Origin of the sequence: Peijinzhouia sedimentorum, assembly GCF_049340005.1 — a bacterium.
Lineage (GTDB): Bacteria > Bacteroidota > Bacteroidia > Cytophagales > Cyclobacteriaceae > CAXBDP01.
This window is the reverse complement of record NZ_JBMPIY010000003.1, coordinates 358,433-384,406: the sequence shown is the minus strand read 5'-3', so window position 1 is coordinate 384,406 and position 25,974 is coordinate 358,433. Positions and strand designations below refer to the sequence as shown.

Here is a 25,974-nt window from a genome sequence, read left to right as displayed (position 1 = left end):
AGAGTCAATTTTGCAAAAAATAATACAAGATGAGGCCCAATCAGCGGAAAAATATAATCTATTCCTTAATCCTGGTACTAGCTGTATTTGTAGTTTGGAAATACAGACAAAATCAAGAAATAAATAAGGCTACTACTTATGTAGAGTACCACGGCCAAACCATGGGAACCATCGCCTACAATGTGAAATACATTGATGCGGGAGGTAAAAACCTGAAAGTAAGTACCGATTCTTTATTAAAAGCATTTAATCAGTCTCTATCCACATATATTACTGATTCTGAAATCTCTACTTTTAACCAAGGTACCATCTTCCCATTCGAAACATCTCATTTTTATAAAGTTTTATCAGCTAGCAAAGAGGTATTTGAAGCCACAAATGGCGCTTTTGACCCAACAGTAGGGCCATTGGTGAATGCTTGGGGTTTTGGGCCGGAAGGACGTAAAACACCTCTAGACGAAGACATTGCTGCAATAAAAGAAAAAGTAGGTTTCGATAAGATTTTCTTTGACTCGATTTCAGTTTGTAAACTGCATGAGGGCGTATATTTAGACTTTTCATCCATTGCCAAAGGGTATGCTGTTGATTTAGTCGCTGAATTGCTAGAAGCAAATGACATTTACAATTACTTGATAGATATCGGTGGAGAGCTTAGAGCTAAGGGTAAAAACCTAGAAAATAATACTTGGCGGATTGCCATTGAGAAACCAGTTCAAGATAATTTTTCACGCGAAAGCTCGGCTATTTTAGTCTTAGAAGACAAAGCAATTGCCACATCAGGCGATTATAGAAATTATTATGAAAAGGATGGCAAAAAAATCGCTCATTCAATAAACCCAAAAACCGGCTATCCTGCTGAGCAAAACATTCTATCATCTACAGTGGTGACCGAAAACTGCATGCTAGCAGATGCTTACGCCACCGCATTTATGGTTCTTGGATTTGAGGCATCAATCAACGTTCTGAAACAGCATCCCGAGATTCAAGTGTTTTTCATTTATGCCGATGATTCCGGCGAGATAAAGACCTTCACTTCTGAAGGGCTAAATTTAGAAATAGTGGATGAAAACTTATGATGGATCGAACTGCAAAGACTGAATGGTTCGATGAGTGGTTCAACTCGCCCTATTATCACATATTATATCGCCATCGCAACGAGCAAGATGCAGCGCATTTTCTAGATAATATCATTGCCTTTTTGAATTTTAATAGCCGGCACAAAATTCTTGATTTGGCTTGTGGTAAAGGCCGACATAGCATTTATCTGAATAAAAAAGGCTTCGATGTTATTGGCGTGGATTTATCTGAGGCCAATATTCAAAAGGCCAATATTTACGCAAATAATCGCTTGCATTTTATCCAAAAGGACATGAGAAATTTGGGTTTCAAAAAGGAATTTGATTTTGTACTCAACTTGTTTACCTCATTTGGATATTTTGAAGATGATACAGAAAATGAAAAAGTAATAAAGCAAGTTTCCAAATCTCTGAACGATGGAGGCATATTATTTTTAGATTTTCTGAACCCAAAATGGGTGGTCAATAAACTGGTTTCCAAAGAAACGAAGTCTATCGAAGGCATCGATTTTCACATAGAAAGGCGGGAGGAAAATGGGTATATTTTAAAGGATATCCTTTTCCACGCAGAAGGTAAAGATTATAGATACCAAGAACGAGTAAAGGCAATTTCTTGTGAGGAGTTTAAGCATTATTTCCTAGCCGCAGGACTCATGCTTGAGGAAATTTTTGGAGATTATGATCTTCAGGCCTTTGACGAAAACCAATCTGAACGGATGATTTTTGTGGCAAGAAAGAATTGACAATGGAGGCTATTCTACTTCTTCAGGAACTTCCTCCAGTTTTTCAATCCAAAAATTATTGAAGCCTTCGCCCAAGTGCAGGGTAATTAATCGCTGCTGAAGCAAATCCAAAATAGCCAAGAAATTGAAAATAATGGCGATTCTATCTGGCATTTCGGTAATCAAATCTTCGAAGGCAATTTTACCAGTGATTGAAACCATTTGCATTACAAAATCGCGCTGCTCGCCAATGGTATATTGGAACTCCCTTACTTCATGGCGTGGCTTATTTTTTTCAAGCTCATAGCGATCAAGTACTTTTTTGTACACCTTCAATAGCTTGTACATATCTACATGTTGCAGCTCAGCCTCAACATCAGTTTTGCCGGCTATCGACAGAATCTCTTTTTGGATATTACCACGCTTTTCTTTTTGAAGCCATTCTTCTTCCCAAGAGCTAAACTGCCCAACTACTTCTTTGAATCTCTTATATTCCAACAAATGCCTGATCAATTCCTCCCGCGGATCTAATTCATTGCCCTCTTCATCAAGCTCCGGCCTTGGCAACAGCATTTTTGATTTTATACGCATAAGAGTGGCTGCAACAAAAATAAATTCACTAGCTACTTCCAAATTCATTTTCTCCAAATGCTTAAGATAGTCGAGAAAATCGGCTGTAATCTTTGAAATTGGAATGTCGTAAATATCTAATTCATCCCTTTCTATAAAGAAAAGTAGCAGGTCGAAAGGACCTTCAAAAAGCGGTAACTTTATTTCGAATGACATAAGCGGGAGGTTAAAAATAGGATAAAATTACCAAACTATTAATCTCCAATAATAAATGGCTATTTTTGCATCTCTAATGTTTTTTTAACTTAGCCCTATTGTTCAAAACATTTTGTGGTAGAGTCGGTTAGAAAAGAGAATTTTAATTGAGATTATGCAAATAAAACCAGGCCCTCTTCTTTCGGGAATCAATTCACCAGAAGACCTTAAAAAGCTTGATCGTAATCAGCTAGTAAAAGTTTCTGAAGAACTAAGGCAATATATAATTGACAATGTGTCCGTCTTTGGTGGGCATTTTGGAGCTAGTTTAGGTGTAGTTGAATTAACTGTAGCACTACATTATATTTTCAATACTCCTGAAGACCAGCTGGTTTGGGATGTAGGCCATCAGGCCTATGGACATAAAATCTTAACTGGCCGGAAAGAACGCTTTCATACCAATAGAATTTATGGTGGAATTTCAGGTTTTCCCAAAAGAAAAGAAAGCGAATATGATACTTTTGGAGTAGGTCATTCTTCTACCTCTATATCTGCAGCATTGGGAATGGCTGTAGCTTCAAAATACTTAGGGCATAGCCAAAAACAACATATTGCAGTAATTGGCGATGGAGCAATGACGGCAGGTATGGCTTTCGAAGCGATGAATCACGCAGGAGTTTCTGATACCAATTTGCTAATAATCCTCAATGACAATTGCATGAGCATCGACCCAAATGTGGGAGCGCTCAAAGAATATTTAACAGACATTACCACTTCTCATACTTACAATAAAGCCAAAGATGAAATTTGGAATATCTTAGGCAAATTCAGTCGATTCGGAAGCAGTGCTCAAGAAATAGTATCGAAAGTTGAAAATAGCATTAAGAGCTTTTTATTGCAGCAAAGCAATCTGTTCGAATCGTTGAATCTCCGCTATTTCGGACCTGTAGATGGTCATGATGTAAATCACTTAGCGCATGTGCTTGAGGACTTGAAAGATATTCCCGGACCTAAAATTTTGCATTGTGTAACTGTAAAAGGTAAAGGATACGGCCCAGCTGAAAAAGATCAAACTAAATGGCATGCACCTGGACTTTTCGATAAGGTAACAGGGGAGATATATAAAAAAGTAAATACCACTCCAAAACCACCTAAATACCAAGATGTATTTGGTCATACGATCGTGGAATTGGCTGAAAAAAATAAGAAAATAATGGGCGTAACACCTGCAATGCCTTCCGGCTCATCTATGAATATTATGATGAATGCAATGCCGGATAGAGCATTTGATGTAGGGATTGCTGAGCAGCATGCCGTTACATTTTCCGCAGGTTTAGCTACACAGGGTTTAGTACCTTTCTGCAATATTTATAGCTCTTTTATGCAGCGTGCTTACGATCAAGTAGTACATGATGTATGCTTGCAGAATCTGCACGTAGTCTTCTGTTTGGATAGAGCGGGTTTTGCGGGAGCAGATGGCCCAACACATCATGGGGCATATGATATTGCTTTTATGCGCTGCATACCAAACATGGTAGTAGCAGCTCCAATGGATGAGGAAGAGCTTCGCAATATGATGTTTACTGCTCAGCTACCAAGAGATACGGCATTTACTATTAGATATCCACGTGGTGAAGGTGTGATGTCTGAGTGGAGGACACCTATGCAGGAATTACAAGTTGGAAAAGGAAGAATAATCCGAGAAGGGGAAGATGTTGCCATTCTTACACTTGGACATATTGGTAATTATGCGGTAGAGGCATGTCAAAAATTAGCAGAAGAGGGTGTGTTTCCAGCACATTATGATATGCGTTTTGCCAAACCTATTGATGAAGTAATGCTAGATGAGGTTTTTAGCAAATTCAACAAAGTGATTACAGTAGAGGATGGTTGCTTAATGGGTGGCTTTGGTAGTGCTGTGTTAGAGTATATGGCTGATAAAGGATATACTGCCAAGGTAATTAGATTGGGCATTCCAGATAGTGTAATTGAGCATGGTACACAGTTGGAACTACATAGAGAGTGTGGGTTTGATCCAGATGGAATTGCTCAAACAGTAAGAAAAATTCTTCAGCCGAGCTATAGCTTAATTTGATTTCCTCCTGATGTGGCCTGATCTATTTCATACCGATGCTGGGAAAGGTGTGCCAGTAGTTTTTCTTCACGGCTTTTGTGAAAACCTATCGATCTGGAATGATTTTATGCCAGATATTGCCAGTAATCACAGGTTTGTAAGTATTGACTTGCCTGGCTTTGGAGGTAGTCCTCTTTTAGAAAATACTACCATCGAAAATGTAGGTGAATGTGTTTACCAATTCTTAAAGAATATCGGCATCGACAAATGTCACATCTTTGGTCATTCATTGGGTGGATATGTAGCCTTGGCCATTGAAGAAAAGCATCCTGAGTTTACCTTATCAATTGGCCTAATTCATAGCAATGCATTTGCAGATGGAGAAGAAAAGAAAATTAATCGAAATAAGAGTATTGAGTTTATCCAAAAACATGGTGCTGATACTTTCTTGCAAACTTTTGTGCCATCCCTTTTCAATCCTGAAAGAAGAGAAGAACTTCAAGGTACCATTCAGATTTTGAGTAACTTAACTAAAGAAACAAGCAAAGAAACGATGCTTGCCTACACGGCTGCAATGCGAGATAGGGAAGATAGATCAAGTTTGATATCGCAGACAAACAAAGCAATACTTTTTGTAGCAGGAGCCTATGATGGCCTTATTAACATGGAACTTAATCTAGCTCATAAAGAACTGATTAAAAATGGAGAATTCCATGTATTGCCAAATTCGGGTCATGTAGGGATGTATGAAGAACCTGAAAAGTTGTTACGCATTATAAACAGTTTTATACAGGAACTTCATGATGACGCCCAATCCGACCCACAATCTTAATACAGAAATCAACACGTCTCTAGAAAATCTCTGAAAATTTGGTAATCTGCATCCATCTTAATAGAGAATTTTGGCATATTCAAAAGGCCAGCCACTTGGTCTGGAATTGGAATATTAACCTCCAACACCTCCTCTACAATTTGCGGAAATTTGATTGGATGTGCCGTTTCTAAAAATACCATAGGGTAACTTTTGGCCTCAGATTTTTTTAATGCTGTGTAAGCTACTGCTCCATGCGGTTCTATAATATACCCAAATTTTTGATGCACACTTTTTATCGTATTTATGGTTTCTATCTCATTGATTGCGATGGATTGTACATATTGTTTCATGTGGTCATCAGTATCAAATAATGCCCTAAGTCTCACAAAATTACTTGGATTGCTAACATCCATTGCATTAGACATCGTAGCAACAGTTGGCTCAGGAGAATACAGCCCATTATTAAAATAACGTGGAACCGTATCGTTACTATTAGTTGCCGCAATAAATGACTTTACTGGCATTCCCATTTTCATTGCTAGTACACCGGCAGCGATATTTCCAAAATTTCCACTAGGCACCGAAAACACTGGAGGATGCCTATATGACTTTAACTGAGTCCAAGCAGATAAATAATAAAAAAACTGAGGTAACCAACGTGCTATGTTTATAGAGTTAGCCGAGCTCAAATTCATTTTTTTATTTAGATTTTCGTCCGTGAATGCCTGCTTAACTAGTGCCTGACAAGAATCAAAGTCTCCATTTACTTCAATTGCTTTAATATTTCCACCTAATGTTGTGAGTTGTTTCTCTTGCAGGTCACTCACCTTGCCAGATGGGTAAAGTATTACAACATTTATACCTTCTACATTCAAAAAGCTATTCGCTACTGCTCCACCAGTATCTCCCGAAGTAGCTACTAAAATGGTTAATTCCTTTTCTTGACGAAAATGTGCTAAACAGCCAGCAAGAAATTTGGCTCCTACATCTTTAAATGCCATAGTGGCACCATGAAAAAGTTCGAGTGCAAATACATCCTTATCAAGCTCTTTCAATGGAAATGGGAAACTCAAGGTATCAGAAATGATATCGTGAAGGATATCTTCTGGAATTTCTTTATTTATAAAAGGACTTATAAGTATTTGTGCTAGCTCAATTAACTCCAGAGTAGCAAAATCATTCCATTCAGCAGTGGAATAATGAGGAATAAATTGCGGAAAATATAAACCTCTATCTGGCGCAAGCCCTTTGATCACAGCTTGTTGAAAATTGACTCTGTGGTTATGATTTGTTAAACTATAGTAGTTCATCATTTTAAATATCAATTGAAGAAATAAGTTTGGCTCCATAGGGGCTAATCATGTTTACATAGCTTGCATGCTCAATCGCTAATTGCTCATATTGTAGGCTCATTTCTTTTGCTACCTTTTTAGCAATATCCAACCCTTTGGATAACATAAAAATTGATGGACCGGAACCTGATATACCACCTCCTAATGCTCCTGCCTCCATTGCGACTTTTTTGGCTTCTTGAAATCCGGCAATTAAGAAAGAGCGCTCTGGTTCAATAATTTCGTCATGTAAGGATCGGCCAATTAGTCCATAGTCGCTCGAAAATAAACCAGCTACTAAAGCCCCAACATTTGCCCATTGTTGGGTAGCCGATTTCAAAGAAACCTTCGCCTTTAATAGCGCTCTCGAATCAGATGTTTTAAGTTCAATCTGAGGGTGAATAACAGACACAAAAAGTTCATCTGGAAATGGAATGCGGATTATATCTAAAGGAGAATGCGTTCGGACTAAGGTAAACCCACCCAAAATACTAGGTGCAACGTTATCAGCATGAGCTGTTCCGGAGGCCAATCTTTCACCTACCATGGCAATGCTGATTAACTGCTCATTTGACAAAACATTTCCAAATAACGAATTTATAGCAAATGCCGCACTGGCTGCAGATGCAGCACTAGAGCCTATTCCACTTCCGGGTGGAATTCCCTTAAATATGCTTACATCCAAACCAATAGGTGATATTCCTGAGACTTCAAAAAATGCTTGGAGCACAACGCCTACCACATTCTCCTCAAGTTTATAAGACAGATCAGCTCCTTTAATTTCTATTATTTTAGTATAAGATCTGTCTGATAAACTAATCTTTACCAAATCAGATGGTTCATTTAGAGCAAATCCAAGTACATCAAAACCGCAAACTACATTGGCAACAGTTGCTGGTGCGCTTACAACAACCTCCCGCTTCTTCAATTTTAAAAACTTTTCCATATCAATGTTCTTGTAGAGTTCTTATAATATCTGCAAAAATTCCAGAGGCAGTAACCTCTGCACCGGCTCCAGCTCCTTTGATCATTAATGGCTGATCTTGGTACCTTTTAGTATAATAAAGCACGACATTATCTTTCCCTTCCAAATTATAGAATGGATGATTTAAGGGGATCTCTTCAAGTGAAGTTGTTGCTCCTTCTTCTGACCATTTGGCAACGACTTTAAGTTTCGTCCCATTATTGCGAGATTTTAAATATATCTCTTTGAATAAATCCTCATTCAAATATAGCTCTCTAATAAAATCTTCAATGGTAGCTGCGTTCATAATATGATTGGGTATAAACCCTCGATGCTTAACATCGCTTTGCTCCAAAGACGCCCCACTTTCTCTTGCTAGAATTAATAGTTTTCGGATTACATCTAGACCACTTAAGTCCATTCTCGGATCTGGCTCTGTGTAACCTTGCTTCATTGCTTCTAATACTATCTCTGCAAAAGGCTTTGTAGAATTATATTGATTGAATATGAAATTGAGGCTACCTGACAATACTGCTTCAATGCGTAAAATACGATCTCCACTGCGGATTAAATCCTTAAGCGTATTAATTACAGGCAAACCAGCGCCTACATTGGTTTCAAATAGAAATGGAGCTTTATATAATCTTGATAAATACTTGAGTTCATGATAGTCTGACAAAAGAGAAGAACAAGCAATTTTATTACAAGTAACAACAGCAATACCATGCTTTAAAAAATTCTTATAAAGGAAAGAAACCTCCTGGCTTGCTGAATTATCCACAAACACTGAATTTCGCATATTCATATTTATGATTTCCTGCTGCCACTCAATTAACGTTTTATATTCCTCTTGTTGTCGTAGTTCATTTTGCCAATCGACTAAGGAAAATGGCTCCATACTCACTTTTCTATTCTTAGAATTGGCTAAGCCAAAAATTTTAATTCTCAACCCTAACTCCTCTCCAAGCCATTGTTCTTGATGCTGGATTTGCTCTAACAAACGACTTCCTACATTTCCCAATCCGGCAATAAATAAGTTAAGTTGTTTCAATGGTGGAGAGAAAAAAGCATCATGGATTACATTCAATGCTTTCCGCTTATCCCTCTCTTTCAATACAATTGAAATGTTTCTTTCTGTGGATCCTTGTGATATGGCTCTCACATTAATTCCATATCGACCTAAAGCTGAAAACAGTCTTCCTGATATCCCATGATGGTTCTTCATCCCATCACCAATAAGTGCCACAATTGCCAATGACTCCTCACATATTGGCGGTTCAATTGTGCCCTTACTTATCTCTATACTAAATTCCCCAGACAGAATTTTTGTCGCTTCAATCAATTGGCTTTCATTAATTCCAACTGAAATACTGTGCTCAGATGAGCTTTGGGTAATAAATACCACATTTATCTTAGCTGTTGCAAGAGAACCAAACAACCTGCTTGCAATACCGGGCACTCCAATCATTCCTGGACCACAAATAGTAATAAGTGCTATATTACTTATCCCAGAAGTCCCTGTTACAGGTTGATCCTTTGAGTCATTCTTAAGTATTAAGGTGCCTGAATTTTCTGGAGCGAATGTATTTTTAATTCTAACGGGAATCCTCTTTGTAGCCACGGGCTGAAGACTTGGAGGAAATATAACTTTGGCTCCAAAGTGAGACATCTCCATGGCTTCATCGAATGATATATTCGAAATTACTTTCGCCTCTGGAACAAGTCTTGGATCAGCAGTCAATAATCCATCTACATCAGTCCATATTTCAAGTATTTCAGCATCAAGCGCATCAGCAACAATGGATGCAGAATAATCTGATCCTCCTCTACCCAAAGTAGTGAAATCTCCATGGGCTGTAGTGCCAATAAAGCCAGGCACAATCAACCAGTTCATATTTGAATTATATGCATTTTGGATTAATGAGCGGGAGGTTACAAAGTCTACTTGAGCATCTCCATAAGTTGCATCTGTTTTAATAAATTCCCTTACATCTATTAAGGCAACTTTTTCTCCACGCTCTTGCAAGTAATTAAATATAATTAAAGAAGAAAGCCGCTCTCCATAGCTCATTAAGTGATCAACAACTTTAGGGGAAGCTTCATTTAGCCTATAGACGGCATCAAGCAGCGATTCTGCTTCATTCAACAAAACTTTAATTGCACTCAAAACATGACTTTGCTTTGAAATTGGCATTAACAATTTTACTATCTCTATATGTTGAGAAGTTACATCTGAAATAACTGTTTGGTAACTGAGATCATTTTGCACAGCCCGTTTCACTGAGAGTATAAGTTTATCTGTAACTCCAGCAATTGCAGAAAAAACAATAACACCTTTTGGCATCTCAAAATAAGCTTCAACAATTGTCTCTACTTGCTTGATAGATTCTACATTCTTAATTGAAGAACCGCCGAATTTTAATATATGCATGAGTTATCTCCATATTATAAATTGAAAAAAATAATCGTGTTTAAGTCTATGTGGAATAGACCCTATTTGGATAGGATAATATGAAAGAGTGCCCCCTTACGGGGTTGTGGTAGTTGAGGTAGTGGTTACCAAAAAGGCATAGGATGTACTTCCTTGAGATAAGGTAGAAGTAATCGCTAATTGTGTATTATGCCTTAACATGGCTGAAATATTGACAAAAGTTTCTTCTCATCCAAGGGAAAATATACAGAAGTAAGTAAAATACATTTTTCTTCTCTCCAATCTTAATTAACTTTATATGACAAACCATTCTGCCATTTGATCCATATACTATTTAATAAATTGATTATTAATGACATTTAAAAAACTAGACCCCTTATTACATGTGCCTCTGAGACTGGCCGCTATGTCTATTCTGATATCTGAAGAAGAAGCAGATTTTGTTACTTTAAAAAAGCGGATTGAAGCTACAGCCGGAAACCTAAGTGTGCAATTGGATAAACTGAGTCAAGCTGGATACATAGAAGTGGAGAAAGGTTTTAAGGGAAAAATGCCTCACACTAGCTTCAAAATTACCGATAGAGGTGTGGCTGCTTTTGAGAACTACCTCGATGCGCTTCGGAGTTATTTGCCATCAAAAAACAACTAAAATAAAAAATTAGAAACGGTTTTTGAAATTTCCTCTATGAATACAAATGCTCAAACCAAAGACCCATTCAGTTATATCAATCTGCTAATTGCTGTACTATCTGTATTTGTACTGTTGATTATGTTTATAGACACGGTCGCTAAAATTGATGAGGAAACTAGCCTGCTCTTTAATTACTTAGATTTTGGTATTTGCATGATTTTTTTGGGGGACTTTGTTTATCGCTTCTATAAAGCTCCATCAAAACTCCAATTCATGAAATGGGGATGGATTGACCTTCTATCAAGTATTCCAAATCTTGATATCTTTCGCTATGGACGCTTATTTCGACTAATTCGAATTATTAGACTATTTAGAGCTTTTCCCGACATAAAGGCATTCATTAATGGCCTTTTTAGTAACAAATCCTACGGCACAATTGTCAGTGTATCTCTGTTAACAATGGTTATAGTATTGAGTTCTTCCATATTTATTCTACAAGCCGAAAATGCTCCTAACAGCAATATTAGATCTGCTGAAGATGCCATATGGTGGGCTTTTGTAACTGTTACAACAGTTGGTTATGGAGATTTGTATCCAGTTACAAGTATTGGAAGATTGATTGCTGTGGCGGTAATGACTTGTGGTGTTGGTCTATTTGGAACATTCACTGCTTTAGTAGCATCTTGGTTTGTAGACAATAAGCAGGAATGACTAAATGCTAAGTACAATCTTATTTAAAGCAAAATAGCCTCAGAAAATTCCGAGGCTATTCTATTGTCTCTATTTATTCCTTACTCGAAACTTGTACTTCCATCCTCCTGTACTACATATCTGAAATTGTAGTATCTACTTGCTGGGCGAGTAGCTAAATCTACAAATGCTGGATCAGAATAATCAGGCGTTGGTGCTCCTTGATAATAGCTTTCTATTTCCAGTTTTCCATATTTTCCATCTGCTGTTTTGAATACAATGATCCTTCCTGGTATTGGTATAATAGCATGCGGAGGATTACCTACTTGCCCTGTATAATTGTACCAAGGCGTTTCGGCAGAAGTTGAAATAGCTAATTGTTCCTCACTATCAGCTACAATCCCCGTAGCAGGAGCACTAGAAATTGACTCGAATGTACCTGTAATCATAGTTGCTCCACCTTGGCCTGGCCCACTTACTCCGCCATTAAAGCGGATAGTTGTTCCAGCAAATGCGATATCCCAATTGCTGCTAGCAGAATCCGCTTTGCTCACTTCTTGGTTGGTTCGCAAATTATAAAATGTGTACTCACTGCTCGAAAGTGCAGGCAGATCTCTAACCTCCTCAGATACGATCGTTTCTATCGGAGTTTCGTCTTCAGGATCATTTTCGCATGCACTAAACATAAATAAGCTTGCAAAAAGTAAAATGGTCATGCGTATGTTGAATACATTAAATTGTTTTGTGTACATATTATTAATTGTTTAAAGAGTTTTTGAAAAATTGATTTTTGCGCCCACAAAAAAGACCCTCCCCGCCAATGAGGGTTCGTAAGTGTTTGTTGACCCTAGAATATTGTTGATGCCAGCATCTAATTGCCATAGCTTTCCAAAGGACTTTTGCGCAGCGAAATTGAGCAGAACATAGCCTTTGCTGTATTCTCTAGGATCGTCTATAATGCCACTCCCATTAAGATCGGCTACCCCAAACCTCCCGCGATAGATTGCTCTGAGGTACGTATTGAGTGAAGGCTTCACAAACTGGTAGCCAATTTTCAAATTGCCCGAATGTGCTGAACGATAACTCAGTCCTCCATAATCCGAAGTTTCTACTTGCATTACCCTCCCGCTACTAATGTCTCTTTTAAAGACTTCGCCGGCTTTGATACTTTCCCATACATCCACATCTCGCGTATTGAGATATGCATAGCCTAATCCAAAATCCCATTTTTCATTAGGCTTCCAATTAGTTTGCAATTCTGCTCCCTGCGTTATGACCCTAGCAATATTGAAATAACTAAATACTGACTGCCCATTGGTTTTAATCGCTACTGGAGCAGTGTCTATTAGATTCTCAATTGAGTTATGATAGAAATTAACTTGGGTCTTAACTCCAGGGTATGGATTTATATTTACTCCTAAGTTATATGAAAATGAGCTTTCTGCCTGAATCTGTTCAAGGTTTTCAAGGTTTCTTAACACCTGAGAAATAAGACCTTGCTGTTGCATTTGAAGAATGCTCTCCTGCAAAATTGAAGACCCTACTACGCTATATCCTGCTGTCGCATTGGTGAAATTTAATAGTAGCTGTCTGAAATCTGGTGCCTTAAAACCAGCACCAACACCAAACTGAACAATCAAATTGTCTGAGAATTGATGTCTAATAGATGCTTTTGGACTCCATTGGGAAGCGTATTGGCTATGGTTATCATATCGCAGACCAAGCGTAAGTTCTGGTAGGTTTGTAGGCAACAATTGGTATTGCCCAAAAATATACTGCGAAAGAAATCGATTTTCTTCATTGTAGCGAGTGGCTTCTACTTGCTCACTAAATTGACCCGCACCAAATGTTACAATATGTGAGGAGCTGGGCATAAAATCATATTGCAGTTCATTCCTACTAAAAGACTGATCGAAAAAACTTGCGTCAAACAGCCCATCTTTTGATTGATACTTCGATTCTGACTCATTGAAGAAGCTTGTGTAATAATGCCTCAGTTCAGCTTTATGCCTTTCGCCAAACCTCAAAGACAAAGTAGGCATCAGGTTTATATCCTTTTGCTGGGTTAAGATTTGCAGGTTTTGCGTTTCATCAGCTTCTACTATAGATTCAAAATTCTCTTGATTTTCCAGATAAGATCGAGCGGTCATTTGCAACCTCGCCCAAGGTTTTATTTGATAAGATACCTTGCCTTGTATGGTTTGAGCGTCAAATTTTGGTGCTGTTTTGGAGATGCTTTCTGGTGTAAGATCGTAGCCATCAGAGCTTAGATGATCGGCAAAGAAATTGAAAGCAAACTTATCCAACCGTACTCCAGCTTGCCCTTGCAGATTCAATGTATTGAAAGAGCGATATTGGGATTGAAGAGAGGCATTAAGGCCTGCTTTTGGCGAATCGGTGATAATATTGACCACGCCAGCAATGGCTTCACTCCCATATAGCGAGGATGCGGGACCTCTTACAACCTCAATCTGCTTCACGTTTCCAACAGCTAGCCTACTTAAATCTAATGTGCCCGCAGTACGTCCAATTACGGGCTCACCATCAATCAAAATTAGTATATATTCTGAACTAAGACCTTGCATTTGCAAGCCCGTTCCATGATCAGAAACTACTTGCAAACCCGTTTGCTCTAGCAACACTTCATCCAAGCGCAGCGAGTTCATACGCTTTATTTGCTCAGCAGAAATTACTGTGACAGCTGCGGGCAAATCTTCATAACTCCTTTGGGTACGTGTAGCAGAAACAACTACTGTTTCAAGATTGAGCAATTCTTCTTCAAGTAAAATATCCAAGGTGGCTTGTTCATTCTCTGCAATATCAATTTTCACTGTATGTTTCTTAAAACCAACCGCACTAATTTCTAGAATATAGCTCCCTGGCTTTTCAAAAAGTATTGCGTACAAACCGTTGAAATCTGTAGTTGTTCCAGTGCTCAATCCCTGAATATGAAGATTGGCAAAAGCTAAAGGTGAATTATCTTCTGCACTCATTACTTGTCCTGAAACTTGAGTTTGGCTGAAACCCATTTGAGTGAAAAAACAGGTAAAAATTAGGCATAGCACAGCCATGAGCCCTTTATTTGAAGGATTTGCCATTTGATTAGTTTTTTGAAAAAGCGGGAGGAAATTTGCTTTAGATTATATGCATTCCCCCCATATAAAACCTCCCGCTTTTGTTTAAAAAAATCTATTGTAAAACAGGTATTGTTTCTAGCAACTCAGCCCATTCAGCTTTTTGACTAATTCCCGGTTTTCTCAAGCCAAAAAACTGTGCGGTCAACTCTCCCTTTTTATCAAAAAGTTCAATGGAAGAAACGGTACCATCTTCAGTAGGCTTATGCACGATCCACGCTTCATTGATTTCGTTTAATCTCAAATGCATATTAAACTCCGGATCCATTATATTGAGCCAAGAATCTGTCATTCGTTCATTCGGGCCTAGTAGTTTTATGGTTCTTACTTTTCCTTGGTGGATCTGAATATTTCCACTATTGCCTGCAAAAATCATGATTGGTAGTTTCATGCTAGCAGATTGCTCTAATACATCCTGAATTGCAGATATCGCAATTGGAAAACTAAATTTGCTCTCAGCCAAATGAATGGCCTTTTGACGATGCACTTCATACTTGCGAAGCATTCCGAAGAAATCATGTGTGTCTTTTAATCCAGCCCATTCACTAAGAAAAGCTTCACTATCAATATCCTCTTTGTATTGTGTTGGCTCAGCTGGAAAAACTTGTTGAGCAAATGACTGGTCGCTCGATGTAAAATCTTGAATCAATTGTTGATAAGCTTCACGATTACTTTTATCCTGTAGGTAAATTTTTGTGATCGCAACTCCTTGCTTATCGAATACTTGAATACTTTCTAGCCATCTGTCCTTTTTAGGTTGCTTCACAGCAAAGGCAACATGCCAAGCCTTGAAAAATACCCGTGTTTCGATAGGACCAATGACAGTCGCCATTTGACGTTCGCCTTCTCCCATTATATTAATTTTCTGGAAGGTGCCCTTATTTTCGAGTACACAGTGATCATTGCGCGTGAGAGACATCACCTTACCTAGTGATTTGAGTCTTTTTAATAACTCAGCCCAATCACCTTCAAGTCTAATACAATTTTCAGAAATTGTAGTGGCCAACAATTCCGCTTCGCTCAATTGCAGTAAATCTGCTGCATCCTTTATTCTAGTTCCAGGTTTTTCCTGAAGCAATTGCTCCCATTTGGCTTTTATCTCTTTGGGATCTATGATGTTGTCGATAATAGTTTCAGTACTCATAATTATATGCTGTTTACGTGGTTTAAACTTTTATTAAATTCAGTTGCTCTACTTAGTATGATAGGTTTTTGCTCATCCAACAATGAAATGACCTGGATTGGGTAATCAAAAACCTCCGTTAGAATTTCCTCAGTGAATACTTCATTTGGTATTCCTTTATCATAGATTTTTCCTTGTTTCAACAGTACAACATCGTCGGCATATTGTGAAGCAAGATTCAAATCATGTACGATAGCAAAAACTCCCATTCCTGACTTTGCCAAATCTTTTGCTATTTGAAAAATTAAATGCTGGCAAGACACATCCAAACTCGATGTAGGTTCATCAAGCAGCAAAAATGTATTTAGACTAGCGGAGTCAAACAATTGAGCTAAAACTCTAGCCATTTGTACCCGCTGTTGTTCACCGCCAGACAATGTTTGATAAACCCTATTTCTCAAATGAAAGGTGTCGGTGAGTTTCATTACTTTGTCAACTATTTTCAAATTGTCATGATGCGTCATTTGATGCGGCTGTCTGCCAAGCATTACAACCTCATTTGCCCTGAAAGGCAAACTCACCAGAACTTTTTGATTCATAACCGCTCGAATTTTTGCCAACTCAAGCGTTTTTATTGTTTGTACTGGCGTCCCGTTTACAAATACATTACCCATTGTTGGAGTCAACTCGCCAGACATTATGCGCAACAAAGTAGATTTTCCAGCTCCATTTGAACCTACCACAGCCGTAAAACTTCCTGGCTTAATTGTCAGGTTTACGTTTTGTAGTATGGTCTTTTTGCCAATACTGAAATGGATGTTTTTGGCTTGAATCATAATGTATTTTTCCTTTTGGCTTGAATTAATAATCCTAAGAAGAAGGGTGCTCCAAGTAGTGCAGTGATAACTCCAATAGGAATTTCCGATGGTGCGACTATGGTTCTCGCAAGTAAATCTGCGAGTAGGAGTAATAGAGCTCCAAACAGAAGTGAGCCTGGTAGAATAAAAGAATGATCTGGCCCTAAAACTGCTCTAAGCATATGCGGAACTACCAGCCCAATAAAACCAATACTGCCAGCAACAGCGACTGCACTGCCAACTGCAAGCGCAACCAAAGCAATAATCCATATTCTAATGGTTTTTACTTTTATACCTAAATGGTAGGCTTCATTCTCGCCAAGTGCAAAAGCATTTAAAGCGCGCTGAAATCGCAGTAAGGCTAATGATGGAAGCAATATGAGTGGAATGGAAAGTCCAATTCGCTCCCAGCTTGCACCACCCAAATCGCCTAAACTCCAGAAGGTGAATTGGCGAATACTTTCATCATTAGCATAGTAAATACATAAGCCAATCAATGCCATACATAAGGCATTAATTGCCACACCAGCCAAAATCAATATGGATACAGAAGACCCGCTACCTGTGCCTCCAATATAAAATACGATAATCGAAGCGAGCAATGCTCCTGCAAAAGCACATATAGAAACAAAGTAGCTTCCAGGCAGCGCTAGGCTTGATAAAAATGAAATACTTCCACCGAAAATAATGGCTATTGCGGCAAATAAAGCCGCTCCACCTGAAACGCCAATTAATCCTGGCTCTACAAGTGGATTCCTGAACAAGCCTTGCAATGATGCACCCGAAACGCCTAAAGCACCACCAATTAATACAGCAAGTAAAACTCTAGGTAGCCTAATATTCCAGAGAATTACTTCTTGCTGCTTGGAAAACAATTGGGTACCATCAATTATATTCAATTTATATAATACAATAGACCAGATTTCAGAAGCAGAAATAGAAAATACGCCCGTTGCTAATGATAAAATAATAGCAATAATCAGAAGTACTGACAGTGACCCTAAGTAAACTGTCTTTCGCAATTCTTTGGATAGGAGGAAGCTATGTATAAAAATACTTCTCATTAATTTCCTTGCTCAGTAGCTTCAGTTAATTCAAATAATGTATTGAGTGCTTTGTGTAACCTTGGGCCAAATCCTGACATTAAGAGTCCATCCATTGAAATGATTTGTTTTTTTTGACCTGCGATAGTTTGGTTAACTCCCGGTATTTCAAGAGCTCCTTCTACACCACCTAAACTTGCTAAGCCCGAATCAAAAAATAATATATAATCTGGATTCGCCTTTACAAGAGCTTCTGTAGTTAGTGGCTTAAACCCTTCAATTTCTGGGACAGCTAATGTACATCCCGCAAGTGGAAATAGCGTTTCAGCAAATGTGTCAGATCCGCCGATGGTTAATGAACCTGCTCCTCTCGCATATACTATCAATACAATAGGCTTTTCTTTTCTGGCTTGTACTTTAAGCTCAAGTTCTGTGATAGAATCTTCAATTTCTTGTTTTAAGGAACCTGCCTTTTCTTCCAAATTCAGAATTCTGGCAACCTCATCAATCATGTTCAAAGTACCCTCTACTGTGTATTGGTTTTCAACTTCATACCAATTTGTGCCAGCCGAACTTAACTGCTGTTTTACTTCTTCCGATAAATGGCCATTTTCTGCAATAATCACATCCGATCCCAAGGAAATCAAACCTTCGGCCTTTATTGCATTTCTATAACCCAAGCTTGGTAATTCCTTTGCCTCTTCAGGGAAGGTACTTGTTGGATCTGTTGCTACAATTGACTCAAATTCCCCCAATGCCGAAACAATTTCCGTAATGGTGCCGCCAATAGTGATTATTTTTGGCTTTTCAGTTTCAATAGACTCTACTGTAGTAGCTTCCTTTCCTCCTCCGCACCCTGATACGATGATCATCAGAAATAAACTTGCTATTAGATACGTTTTATTGCTCATGTTATTTAGAATCGTTTTAAATAATGGCAAAGGTATACTTGATGGCACTGATCAGCAATAACTCAAATTAGTGAAAATGAATCGCTTATAATAGTTATTTTGATAGCTATTACTAGCGATGTTTTGATGGCCTAAGACTAATCATTAGTTAATTGGAGCGGGAGGATTAAGAAATTCGAAACCGAAAAAAGACCAATTAGAACTAATATTTCAATATTCATCAATTCTTATTTTTAATTGATCTAAATAAGAATAGTTTTGCCTTTTATTATTACTTAAACAATGAAACTCCAAATAATAAGTATTGAAGGTTTAGTCACATGTGCCGCTCAATTTATAATTCAAGGCATTGACAGTATTCAATTATTGAATGTTTCAGACTGCTTAGCAAAAAGCTCCTTAGCTGAAGCTGACATAGTGTTATTAGATATTGACTCTGTCATTGATGCCAGTCCGGAGGAAGTATCATCCTTAAATCTAAAACATCCAAAGCTTAAATTCATCTTTATTTCTCATGCTGGTGACAAGCAAAAGGTAATGGAATTCTTAAATGCTGGACCGAAAGGATTTATTACAAAAAGATGCAGTGAATTAGAAATCAAGAACTCTATTATATCAGTTTCTCTCAATCAGAAATTTTATTGCAATAAGGTGTTAGACATTTTAATGGAGCATAAAGTCCAACCGAAAAATACCTCAGGGAATTTAGAATCGCTTACGGAACGCGAAATGCAAATCGTAAAACTAATTGCAAAAGGATTATCAACTCATGAAATCGCTGATTCCTTAAACCTAAGCCACCACACTATTAATACACACCGCAAAAAGATACTGCGAAAATGGGAAATCAATAGTCCTGTAGAATTAGTTTTAAAAGCTCTTGAGTTGGGGATCATTAATTGATCCATTTTGACCAAGCAATTACCTCCCATCTAAATGCCCATTTCCATTTGATGCTGAATTTTTTGATTGCAGCTTTTTCCATTAGCTCTTGCAATTCATTTTTATAGAAACTTCTCAATACAGAAAGTCTCGCATCATTTTTCACCATCTTGGATTTTGAGAACAAACTGGTAAGTAAATTAATAGAATAATATGCCAAAGGATGCCGCTGCAGATCATTAATCAAAAAGGCAATTTCTGATATCTGATGGAATTGCTTATAAAGTTGGATTAGTTGATCCTTAGTAAAATGATGGGTAAACAATGTGCAGCAGGTAATATCAGCTTTGAGATTAGCCATTTCAGCAGAAAACACATCAAGAACCATAAAGGAAATTTCTGGCCATGCTTGACAATGTTTTTCAGCTTCCTCGATTATATGTGGATTGGCGTCAATTCCAATAAGCTGTACTTTTAGCTTTTCTGCTCGACACCATTTGGCAATATGTAAAAGACTATCTCCTCTTCCACAGCCTGCATCTACAATTACCCAATCTCTTTTCAGAGGATGTTTCGCTATGATTTTATTTAAACCTGCGAGTGTCAAATCATGACCTCCAAGCCAAGTGTTGATGGTTTCCAATTCACGCAGCGCCTGCAACAAATCTTCTCCTCCCGCCTCAAGGTCATCCATTATTTCTGCTTGATATGACCTTTGGCTAAAATCAGGCATGATAAGTTAAATGAAGTGCTTCGAAACTCAACCCTGGACCAAAGGCCAAACTGAGGATTTCTTTATTTTCTCGGAAACCCATATTCATAAATTCCTTCAATACAAATAAGATTGTAGGAGAGCTCATGTTCCCATGTTCACGAAGCACTTTTAGTGAGGAGATCAATTTTTCCTTCTCCAATTCAAATGCTCGTCCAATACTTTCTACAATTCCTTTGCCTCCAGGATGAATTGCAAACTCCCAATTAGTATCTATTTCCATTCCTAGCGCAGCTTCTAATGACCCACGCAACTTAACAATATGCTTTTGTAAAATGGCTGGTATCTGCTGGCTGAGCTTCATCTCGAAACCGAAAATGCCTGCATGCCAAGCCATATCATCTTTCCCTTCGTCAATTATGGCTGAAAAGGAATCCATTATCTCGAAACAAGCATCTGTGCCCTTATTAGCTGAAACCAAAGCAGCTGCACAACCATCTGCAAATAAGCAATTGGCAAGTAAATTATCCGCTGTAGGTTCCTTTTGGAAATGTAGGGTGCATAGCTCCAAGCAAACGATTAATACTTTGCTGCCAGGCTTACTTTCACAGAGGGATTTTGCTAAGCGGAGTGCTGGAATAGCTGCATAGCAACCCATAAACTGAATTCCATATCGTTCGACACCTTGCTCAATATGGAGATGACTTAAGAGTTGGATATCAAGACCTGGCGCTTGCAAACCAGTACAGGTCACTGTAATCAAGTGCGTGATTCCTTCGGTATTTATCCTCCCGCTTTCTATTGCATTCAAACTAAGCGGGAGGGCATTCTCGAAATAAGTGTCCATCCGCTTTCTAGTATGAGGAAAGGGTTCGAGTGATTTATTGTTGGGAAAAAATGTTTGATCTTCACTTTTTTGACCGAAATCAGCCAAAACGGAGTGCCTTTTTTGAATGCCACTTGCTCTATACAAAACTGATAATTGATGCGCCTCATAAGCGGAAAGTTCATGCGCCTTGATCATAAAATCTAAAAGGTCTCTTTGTGAAAAACCAAAAGGTGGGAGGGACGTTCCAAGTGCAGTTAAGTATGCTGGCATAATGTTATATTAAACAAAAAAACCATAACTTGTTTGTCTATGAAGTCTATTCTTTTGCATCTGAGAATTCCCTTTTCCATTTTGTTGATGCCAGTATTCTTTTTTGCTTTAGCGATTTCACCAAATTTCACCGAAAATGGAATATTATGGGTGTTTTTAATTTTTCACCTATTGGTATATCCAGCAAGCAACGCTTTCAATTCTTATTTTGACAAAGATGAAAAAAGTATCGGCTTACTTAAAAATCCTCCTAAAGTAAACCTAGGGTTGTATTGGGCGGCAACGGTGCTAGATATTGCTGCATTGTATCTATCATACGATAAAATTGGTCTCACGTTCGCTTTATTGGTTTTAGGATATATCTTAATTTCGAGAGCCTATAGTCATCCTTGGGTAAGGCTAAAAAAATACCCTTGGTATGGTTGGATGGCGGCAGGCCTCTTTCAAGGTTTTTATACATTTATCACTGCTTATATTGGTATAAATGGCTATTCATTGGAATTGGCTCTGAGGCCTCAAATAATAGCGCCAGCATTGCTTTGCTCTGTCATCCTATGGGGCTCATTTCCTATTACTCAGGTTTACCAGCACGATGAGGACAAAAAGCGGGGAGATATCACCATTAGTCAATTGCTAGGCATCAAAGGCACATTTCGATTTGCAGCAGGTATGTTTCTCATCGCTGATTTAGGATTTATCTTTTACTTTAACCATTACCACAATAGTAAATATGCATTGGTCTTTCAATTTTTCTTAGCACCAATTATCCTCTTCTTTGGGTTGTGGTATTTGATGGTTCGTCACCGACCTAAATATGCCTCCTACAAATGGACGATGTGGATGAATTTCGTATCAGCTATTTGTCTCAATGCTTTTTTTATTTGGTTTTGGCTTGATCGCACTAATGTTGGGCAAGTTTTCTAAGTTAATATCCATAAATTTCGAATCTTTAAAAGGTCTTCCCATGAGTCAAAGGCATTAGCATTTTTCCTAAAAATGGCATTTTTGCAGCCAAACTGCTTGTTAGATTATTGCCGAACATCCTTTGAATAGCTCTACCAGCTTTAAGTCTAAAGGCAAATTCTTTTGTCCACTCAGTTTTATAGTCTTTTTCAATCGCTGATCTGTCTGAAAAATTTAGCAGGCTTTCCGCTGCCATTTTACCTGATCGAATGGCAATAGACATTCCATTACCACAAAGAGGCGTAATCAAACCTGCTGCATCGCCAATTATCAACACATGATTTTCGATAGGTTCTTTGCTGGCGAATGTAAAGGCATTGATAACCTCTGGTTGATCAAATAAAAACTCACTCTCTTGAAATAGCTTTTTAAGATGTGGATTTTGAAAAAGTAAGGCTTCCTCCATTGATCTAATACTACCTTGAGCCTTTAGATCCTTGCGATGAGCTAGATAGCACAAATTTGTTTTGCCTGATTCGATCGAACTTACTCCGCAATAGCCTCCATTGAAATTATGCAGAGCGACCTTATCAGAAGGGAATTTGGCTTTGATATGATATTTCACCCCAATGTATGGAGCTTCTGCATTTAGGAAAGAGCGTGACAATACATTATCAAGTCTGGATTTCTTTCCAAATGCTCCAAGTACATGCTTGGCTGTGAGAATTGAATTATCTGAAAGTGTTAGATCAAAAGTTTGATCCTTAAATTCCAATTTAATTACATCTGTAAGTTCACGGCAATTGACACCTTCCTTTTTCGCAATGTCCCATAAATGCATGTCTAAGAGGTATCTACTAATACCGAAACCACCCAAATCTAGTGGAATCTGAAAGCCCTTCCCCTTGGAATTGCTAAACTCAAAATTTGTGATATTAGGAAGTTCAATATCTGAAGGTAATAAATTCTCTCGCTCCAAAAAGGGTTTTGCTTCGTTGGAAATATACTCTCCGCAGACTCTATGAAATGGAAATCTTTTCTTCTCAAATAGAGTAACCTCCCGCCCTTTTCGAGCTAATAATATGGCTGCTGTAAGACCCGAAAGTCCTGCGCCGATAATTACCACATTTTTCACATTTACGTTCATTGGTTATATATACAAATATTTCCTCTTTAAAAGCCATTTATATTAAAATTGTTAGTAAAAATCACATTAAAAAACCTAATTTGGCTTCCTATTATTTTAAAAACAGACAAACCATAAACACGAATGACGAGAATTAGAATGTCGGCAATGATTGTAGCGGCGGCTATGATTGTGGGTTCTTCTGCATTAGATGCAGATGCCCAAAATCGCCGAAACAGAAATCAGCAGGCCGAGACGCCCCCTGCTGCTACAGCACCAGCTAAGCCTGCTGCTAACAAAAATGGCATCAAACCTTACAAAGAAGTAATTACTGATGAGGCAGTTACGGATAACGGAATGTTTGATGTTCACTATTTAGACAAAAAATATTTCTTTGAAATCCCAGTTCGCTTATTGGGCAGAGATATGCTAATGGTGTCTAGAATTGCCAAAACTGCTACAGGTATTGGTTATGGTGGTGAACAAATCAATAGCCAAGTGCTAAGATGGGAACGCTTGAAAGATGATAAAATCACCTTGAGAGAAGTTTCTTACCAAAATGTTGCGAATGATTCATTACCAATATCAACTTCCGTTAAAAACTCAAACTTTGAACCTATCGTTGGTATTTTTGATATCAAAGCTTTAGGTGAAGGTGAAGAAACTATCGTAATTGACGTAACAGATCTGTGGGAAAAAGATACACGTCCTTTCGGTATGCCTGGAAATAGACGTACTCAATATAGAGTTACCTCATTAGACGCATCACGTTCATACGTTGAATTTTTAAAGAGTTTCCCTGAAAACCTTGAGATAAGACACGTAAAAACTTATAACGCATCCGAGCCTCCTTCAAATAGAAGCAATAACTCAATTTCAATTGAGATCAATAACTCTATGTTATTATTACCTGCCGTTCCAATGATGCCGCGTATTGCAGATCAAAGGGTTGGTTGGTTTACAACACGTCAGGTAGATTTTGGTCTTGATGCACAAAAAGCTGAAACTAGAAGGTATTTGGACAGATGGAGACTTGAAGTGAAGCCTGGTGATGAGGAGAAATTCAAAAGAGGCGAACTAGTTGAGCCTGTAAAACCAATTATTTTCTACATTGACCCAGCTACTCCAGAAAAATGGAGACCATTCCTAAAGCAAGGTGTGGATGATTGGCAAGTAGCTTTTGAAGCTGCTGGTTTCAAAAATGCAATTTATGCACTAGACCCTCCTACACCTGAAGAAGATCCTGAGTGGGATGTGGATGATTCAAGATATTCAGTAATTCGCTATTTCGCTTCTGATATTCAGAATGCTTATGGCCCACACGTTTCTGATCCAAGATCAGGCGAAATTATGGAATCTCATATTGGTTGGTACCACAACGTAATGAACTTGGTTCGTAACTGGTATTTTATCCAAACAGCAGCAGTAAACCCTGAAGCTCGTTCTGTAAAATTCAAGGATGAGGTAATGGGCGATTTGGTTCGTTTCGTTTCATCTCATGAGGTTGGCCATACTTTAGGCCTACCACACAATTTCTCAGCTAGCCATGCATACCCTGTAGATAGTCTTCGTTCGTCTACATTTACTAAAGACAGAGGTACTGCTCCATCAATTATGGATTATGCTAGATTCAACTACATCGCTCAGCCAGGTGATGATGTGAACTTATTGGCCAAAATTGGTGAATATGATGAATTTTCAGTGTCATGGGGCTATAGACCAATATTGGATGCAAACACTCCTGAAGAAGAAGTGCCTACATTAAATCAGTGGATTCTTGACAAAAAAGGTGCCCCAGCGTACCGTTATGGTCGTCAAGGCAATCCTAATGATCCAAGTGCACAGTCTGAAGATTTGGGTGATGATGCCATGAAAGCGAGTACTTATGGTATTGCCAACTTGAAGAGAATTGTTCCAAACCTTATCGAATGGACACAAGAAGATGGTAAAGATTACAGCGATCTAGAAGAAATGTATGGTCAAGTTGCTACTCAATTTGGTCGTTACATGGGTCATGTTCGCACAAATATCGGTGGTGTGTATGAAGTGTACAAAACGTACGATGAAGAAGGTGCTGTATATACTCACGCTTCTAAAGACACTCAAAAAAGAGCCGTAGCATTCTTGAATGAGCAATTATTCAAAACGCCAACTTGGATGATCGATAAGGATATCATTTCCAAAACTCAAGATTTTGGTATTCAAGAGAGAGTTCGCGGATTGCAAACAGGCACTTTATCTTCTATTCTAGAGCCACGTCGTCTTGGTAGAATGATTGAAAACCAAACGCTAAACGGAGCAAATGCTTACACAATGACTGACTTATATGCTGACTTACGTAGTGGTATTTGGTCTGAACTTTCCAATGGAACTACTATAGACCCTTACAGAAGAGCATTGCAACGTGCGCATATTGAAAGATTAGAAACCCTTGTTAAGGCTGAACAACCAGCTGCGGGAGGTTTCTTCGGTGGTGGTACTGCAATCAACACTAGCCAATCTGATATTCCAGCTATTTCAAGAGCTGAATTGAAAACACTTCAAACGAACCTAAGAAATGCACGTGCTAGATTTGGTGATCGTATGAGCCAAATACATGTGGATGACTTGATTGTAAGAATTGATAATATCTTAGATCCTAAATAAGGATCGACATATTTAAATAATAAAAATGCCCTCTGAAATT

At 38.2% G+C, this 25,974-nt stretch carries 22 protein-coding genes; 9 read left to right on the top strand and 13 right to left on the bottom strand.

Going from position 1 to position 25,974, the window contains the following annotated elements:
* Positions 1 to 29 precede the first annotated feature (29 nt).
* Both ACOXY8_RS07225 and ACOXY8_RS07220 read left to right on the top strand, forming a co-directional pair.
* Positions 30 to 1,076: an FAD:protein FMN transferase gene (locus tag ACOXY8_RS07225; RefSeq protein ID WP_458330890.1), complete on the top strand. Its 1,047-nt coding sequence runs from the start codon at positions 30 to 32 to the stop codon at positions 1,074 to 1,076.
* Positions 1,073 to 1,819, top strand: a complete 747-nt coding sequence (locus ACOXY8_RS07220) for a class I SAM-dependent methyltransferase (protein WP_458330889.1) — start codon at positions 1,073 to 1,075, stop codon at positions 1,817 to 1,819. Before ACOXY8_RS07225 ends, ACOXY8_RS07220 begins: the two co-directional genes overlap by 4 nt.
* A gap of 9 nt (positions 1,820 to 1,828) precedes the next feature.
* Here the strand turns inward: ACOXY8_RS07220 and ACOXY8_RS07215 are convergent, their stop codons facing one another.
* A complete protein-coding gene (locus tag ACOXY8_RS07215) occupies positions 1,829 to 2,584 on the bottom strand; it encodes a segregation and condensation protein A (protein ID WP_458330888.1) in 756 nt (251 codons plus the stop codon).
* A 154-nt stretch (positions 2,585 to 2,738) separates the two neighbouring features.
* Here ACOXY8_RS07215 and dxs point away from each other — a divergent pair, with 154 nt between their 5' ends.
* A complete protein-coding gene (dxs, locus tag ACOXY8_RS07210; protein ID WP_458330887.1) occupies positions 2,739 to 4,658 on the top strand; it encodes a 1-deoxy-D-xylulose-5-phosphate synthase in 1,920 nt (639 codons plus the stop codon).
* A gap of 10 nt (positions 4,659 to 4,668) precedes the next feature.
* Positions 4,669 to 5,469, top strand: a complete 801-nt coding sequence (locus ACOXY8_RS07205) for an alpha/beta fold hydrolase (RefSeq protein ID WP_458330886.1) — start codon at positions 4,669 to 4,671, stop codon at positions 5,467 to 5,469.
* A gap of 8 nt (positions 5,470 to 5,477) precedes the next feature.
* Here the strand turns inward: ACOXY8_RS07205 and thrC are convergent, their stop codons facing one another.
* Genes thrC through thrA form a run of 3 tightly spaced genes read right to left on the bottom strand, consistent with a single transcriptional unit; the run spans position 5,478 to position 10,177 of the window.
* The gene (gene thrC / locus ACOXY8_RS07200; RefSeq protein WP_458330885.1) at positions 5,478 to 6,764 is read right to left on the bottom strand and encodes a threonine synthase; all 1,287 of its coding nucleotides are present in this window, start codon (positions 6,762 to 6,764) and stop codon (positions 5,478 to 5,480) included.
* A 1-nt stretch (position 6,765) separates the two neighbouring features.
* Complete coding sequence (locus ACOXY8_RS07195; RefSeq protein ID WP_458330884.1) at positions 6,766 to 7,728, bottom strand: homoserine kinase; 963 nt, start codon at positions 7,726 to 7,728, stop codon at positions 6,766 to 6,768.
* A 1-nt stretch (position 7,729) separates the two neighbouring features.
* A complete protein-coding gene (gene thrA / locus ACOXY8_RS07190; protein WP_458330883.1) occupies positions 7,730 to 10,177 on the bottom strand; it encodes a bifunctional aspartate kinase/homoserine dehydrogenase I in 2,448 nt (815 codons plus the stop codon).
* Between the two features lie 352 nt (positions 10,178 to 10,529).
* Here thrA and ACOXY8_RS07185 point away from each other — a divergent pair, with 352 nt between their 5' ends.
* Both ACOXY8_RS07185 and ACOXY8_RS07180 read left to right on the top strand, forming a co-directional pair.
* A complete protein-coding gene (locus ACOXY8_RS07185; protein ID WP_458330882.1) occupies positions 10,530 to 10,826 on the top strand; it encodes a winged helix-turn-helix domain-containing protein in 297 nt (98 codons plus the stop codon).
* A 36-nt stretch (positions 10,827 to 10,862) separates the two neighbouring features.
* Positions 10,863 to 11,519, top strand: coding sequence for an ion transporter (locus tag ACOXY8_RS07180; protein ID WP_458330881.1), 657 nt, complete (start codon positions 10,863 to 10,865; stop codon positions 11,517 to 11,519).
* 80 nt (positions 11,520 to 11,599) lie between these two features.
* Here ACOXY8_RS07180 and ACOXY8_RS07175 read toward each other — a convergent pair whose 3' ends face one another.
* The 6 genes from ACOXY8_RS07175 to ACOXY8_RS07150 form a co-directional block, all read right to left on the bottom strand.
* Entirely contained in the window at positions 11,600 to 12,250 is a 651-nt protein-coding gene (locus ACOXY8_RS07175; protein WP_458330880.1) for an HmuY family protein, read from the bottom strand.
* Positions 12,251 to 12,262: 12 nt separating this feature from the next.
* Positions 12,263 to 14,596: a TonB-dependent receptor gene (locus ACOXY8_RS07170; RefSeq protein WP_458330879.1), complete on the bottom strand. Its 2,334-nt coding sequence runs from the start codon at positions 14,594 to 14,596 to the stop codon at positions 12,263 to 12,265.
* 91 nt (positions 14,597 to 14,687) lie between these two features.
* Positions 14,688 to 15,776, bottom strand: a complete 1,089-nt coding sequence (locus ACOXY8_RS07165; RefSeq protein ID WP_458330878.1) for a hemin-degrading factor — start codon at positions 15,774 to 15,776, stop codon at positions 14,688 to 14,690.
* A gap of 2 nt (positions 15,777 to 15,778) precedes the next feature.
* Positions 15,779 to 16,546 (bottom strand): heme ABC transporter ATP-binding protein, encoded by a 768-nt coding sequence (locus ACOXY8_RS07160; protein WP_458330907.1) that lies wholly within the window; start codon positions 16,544 to 16,546, stop codon positions 15,779 to 15,781.
* 41 nt (positions 16,547 to 16,587) lie between these two features.
* Positions 16,588 to 17,676, bottom strand: a complete 1,089-nt coding sequence (locus ACOXY8_RS07155) for a FecCD family ABC transporter permease (RefSeq protein WP_458330877.1) — start codon at positions 17,674 to 17,676, stop codon at positions 16,588 to 16,590.
* The gene (locus ACOXY8_RS07150) at positions 17,676 to 18,566 is read right to left on the bottom strand and encodes a heme/hemin ABC transporter substrate-binding protein (protein ID WP_458330876.1); all 891 of its coding nucleotides are present in this window, start codon (positions 18,564 to 18,566) and stop codon (positions 17,676 to 17,678) included. Before ACOXY8_RS07150 ends, ACOXY8_RS07155 begins: the two co-directional genes overlap by 1 nt.
* A gap of 282 nt (positions 18,567 to 18,848) precedes the next feature.
* Here ACOXY8_RS07150 and ACOXY8_RS07145 point away from each other — a divergent pair, with 282 nt between their 5' ends.
* Positions 18,849 to 19,469 carry a LuxR C-terminal-related transcriptional regulator gene (locus ACOXY8_RS07145; RefSeq protein ID WP_458330875.1) on the top strand — a complete coding sequence of 207 codons (621 nt, stop codon included), beginning with the start codon at positions 18,849 to 18,851 and terminating at the stop codon, positions 19,467 to 19,469.
* On the opposite strand, the gene ACOXY8_RS07140 is transcribed toward ACOXY8_RS07145, so the two are convergent.
* Both ACOXY8_RS07140 and ACOXY8_RS07135 read right to left on the bottom strand, forming a co-directional pair.
* A complete protein-coding gene (locus ACOXY8_RS07140; protein WP_458330874.1) occupies positions 19,462 to 20,181 on the bottom strand; it encodes a methyltransferase domain-containing protein in 720 nt (239 codons plus the stop codon). The genes ACOXY8_RS07145 and ACOXY8_RS07140 overlap by 8 nt on opposite strands.
* Positions 20,174 to 21,259: a type III polyketide synthase gene (locus tag ACOXY8_RS07135; protein ID WP_458330873.1), complete on the bottom strand. Its 1,086-nt coding sequence runs from the start codon at positions 21,257 to 21,259 to the stop codon at positions 20,174 to 20,176. Before ACOXY8_RS07135 ends, ACOXY8_RS07140 begins: the two co-directional genes overlap by 8 nt.
* A gap of 39 nt (positions 21,260 to 21,298) precedes the next feature.
* Here ACOXY8_RS07135 and ACOXY8_RS07130 point away from each other — a divergent pair, with 39 nt between their 5' ends.
* Positions 21,299 to 22,183 (top strand): UbiA family prenyltransferase, encoded by an 885-nt coding sequence (locus ACOXY8_RS07130; protein WP_458330872.1) that lies wholly within the window; start codon positions 21,299 to 21,301, stop codon positions 22,181 to 22,183.
* Between the two features lie 25 nt (positions 22,184 to 22,208).
* On the opposite strand, the gene ACOXY8_RS07125 is transcribed toward ACOXY8_RS07130, so the two are convergent.
* Entirely contained in the window at positions 22,209 to 23,309 is a 1,101-nt protein-coding gene (locus ACOXY8_RS07125) for an NAD(P)/FAD-dependent oxidoreductase (RefSeq protein WP_458330871.1), read from the bottom strand.
* A gap of 123 nt (positions 23,310 to 23,432) precedes the next feature.
* Here ACOXY8_RS07125 and ACOXY8_RS07120 point away from each other — a divergent pair, with 123 nt between their 5' ends.
* Complete coding sequence (locus ACOXY8_RS07120) at positions 23,433 to 25,934, top strand: zinc-dependent metalloprotease (protein ID WP_458330870.1); 2,502 nt, start codon at positions 23,433 to 23,435, stop codon at positions 25,932 to 25,934.
* Positions 25,935 to 25,974 lie beyond the last annotated feature (40 nt).

Coding starts and splice junctions, on each gene's coding strand:
- ACOXY8_RS07225 (WP_458330890.1), top strand. CDS start 30: ATGAGGCCCAATCAGCGGAAAAATATAATCTATTCCTTAATCCTGGTA.
- ACOXY8_RS07220 (WP_458330889.1), top strand. CDS start 1,073: ATGATGGATCGAACTGCAAAGACTGAATGGTTCGATGAGTGGTTCAAC.
- ACOXY8_RS07215 (WP_458330888.1), bottom strand. CDS start 2,584: ATGTCATTCGAAATAAAGTTACCGCTTTTTGAAGGTCCTTTCGACCTG.
- dxs (WP_458330887.1), top strand. CDS start 2,739: ATGCAAATAAAACCAGGCCCTCTTCTTTCGGGAATCAATTCACCAGAA.
- ACOXY8_RS07205 (WP_458330886.1), top strand. CDS start 4,669: ATGTGGCCTGATCTATTTCATACCGATGCTGGGAAAGGTGTGCCAGTA.
- thrC (WP_458330885.1), bottom strand. CDS start 6,764: ATGATGAACTACTATAGTTTAACAAATCATAACCACAGAGTCAATTTT.
- ACOXY8_RS07195 (WP_458330884.1), bottom strand. CDS start 7,728: ATGGAAAAGTTTTTAAAATTGAAGAAGCGGGAGGTTGTTGTAAGCGCA.
- thrA (WP_458330883.1), bottom strand. CDS start 10,177: ATGCATATATTAAAATTCGGCGGTTCTTCAATTAAGAATGTAGAATCT.
- ACOXY8_RS07185 (WP_458330882.1), top strand. CDS start 10,530: ATGACATTTAAAAAACTAGACCCCTTATTACATGTGCCTCTGAGACTG.
- ACOXY8_RS07180 (WP_458330881.1), top strand. CDS start 10,863: ATGAATACAAATGCTCAAACCAAAGACCCATTCAGTTATATCAATCTG.
- ACOXY8_RS07175 (WP_458330880.1), bottom strand. CDS start 12,250: ATGTACACAAAACAATTTAATGTATTCAACATACGCATGACCATTTTA.
- ACOXY8_RS07170 (WP_458330879.1), bottom strand. CDS start 14,596: ATGGCAAATCCTTCAAATAAAGGGCTCATGGCTGTGCTATGCCTAATT.
- ACOXY8_RS07165 (WP_458330878.1), bottom strand. CDS start 15,776: ATGAGTACTGAAACTATTATCGACAACATCATAGATCCCAAAGAGATA.
- ACOXY8_RS07155 (WP_458330877.1), bottom strand. CDS start 17,676: ATGAGAAGTATTTTTATACATAGCTTCCTCCTATCCAAAGAATTGCGA.
- ACOXY8_RS07150 (WP_458330876.1), bottom strand. CDS start 18,566: ATGAGCAATAAAACGTATCTAATAGCAAGTTTATTTCTGATGATCATC.
- ACOXY8_RS07145 (WP_458330875.1), top strand. CDS start 18,849: ATGAAACTCCAAATAATAAGTATTGAAGGTTTAGTCACATGTGCCGCT.
- ACOXY8_RS07140 (WP_458330874.1), bottom strand. CDS start 20,181: ATGCCTGATTTTAGCCAAAGGTCATATCAAGCAGAAATAATGGATGAC.
- ACOXY8_RS07135 (WP_458330873.1), bottom strand. CDS start 21,259: ATGCCAGCATACTTAACTGCACTTGGAACGTCCCTCCCACCTTTTGGT.
- ACOXY8_RS07130 (WP_458330872.1), top strand. CDS start 21,299: ATGAAGTCTATTCTTTTGCATCTGAGAATTCCCTTTTCCATTTTGTTG.
- ACOXY8_RS07125 (WP_458330871.1), bottom strand. CDS start 23,309: ATGAACGTAAATGTGAAAAATGTGGTAATTATCGGCGCAGGACTTTCG.
- ACOXY8_RS07120 (WP_458330870.1), top strand. CDS start 23,433: ATGACGAGAATTAGAATGTCGGCAATGATTGTAGCGGCGGCTATGATT.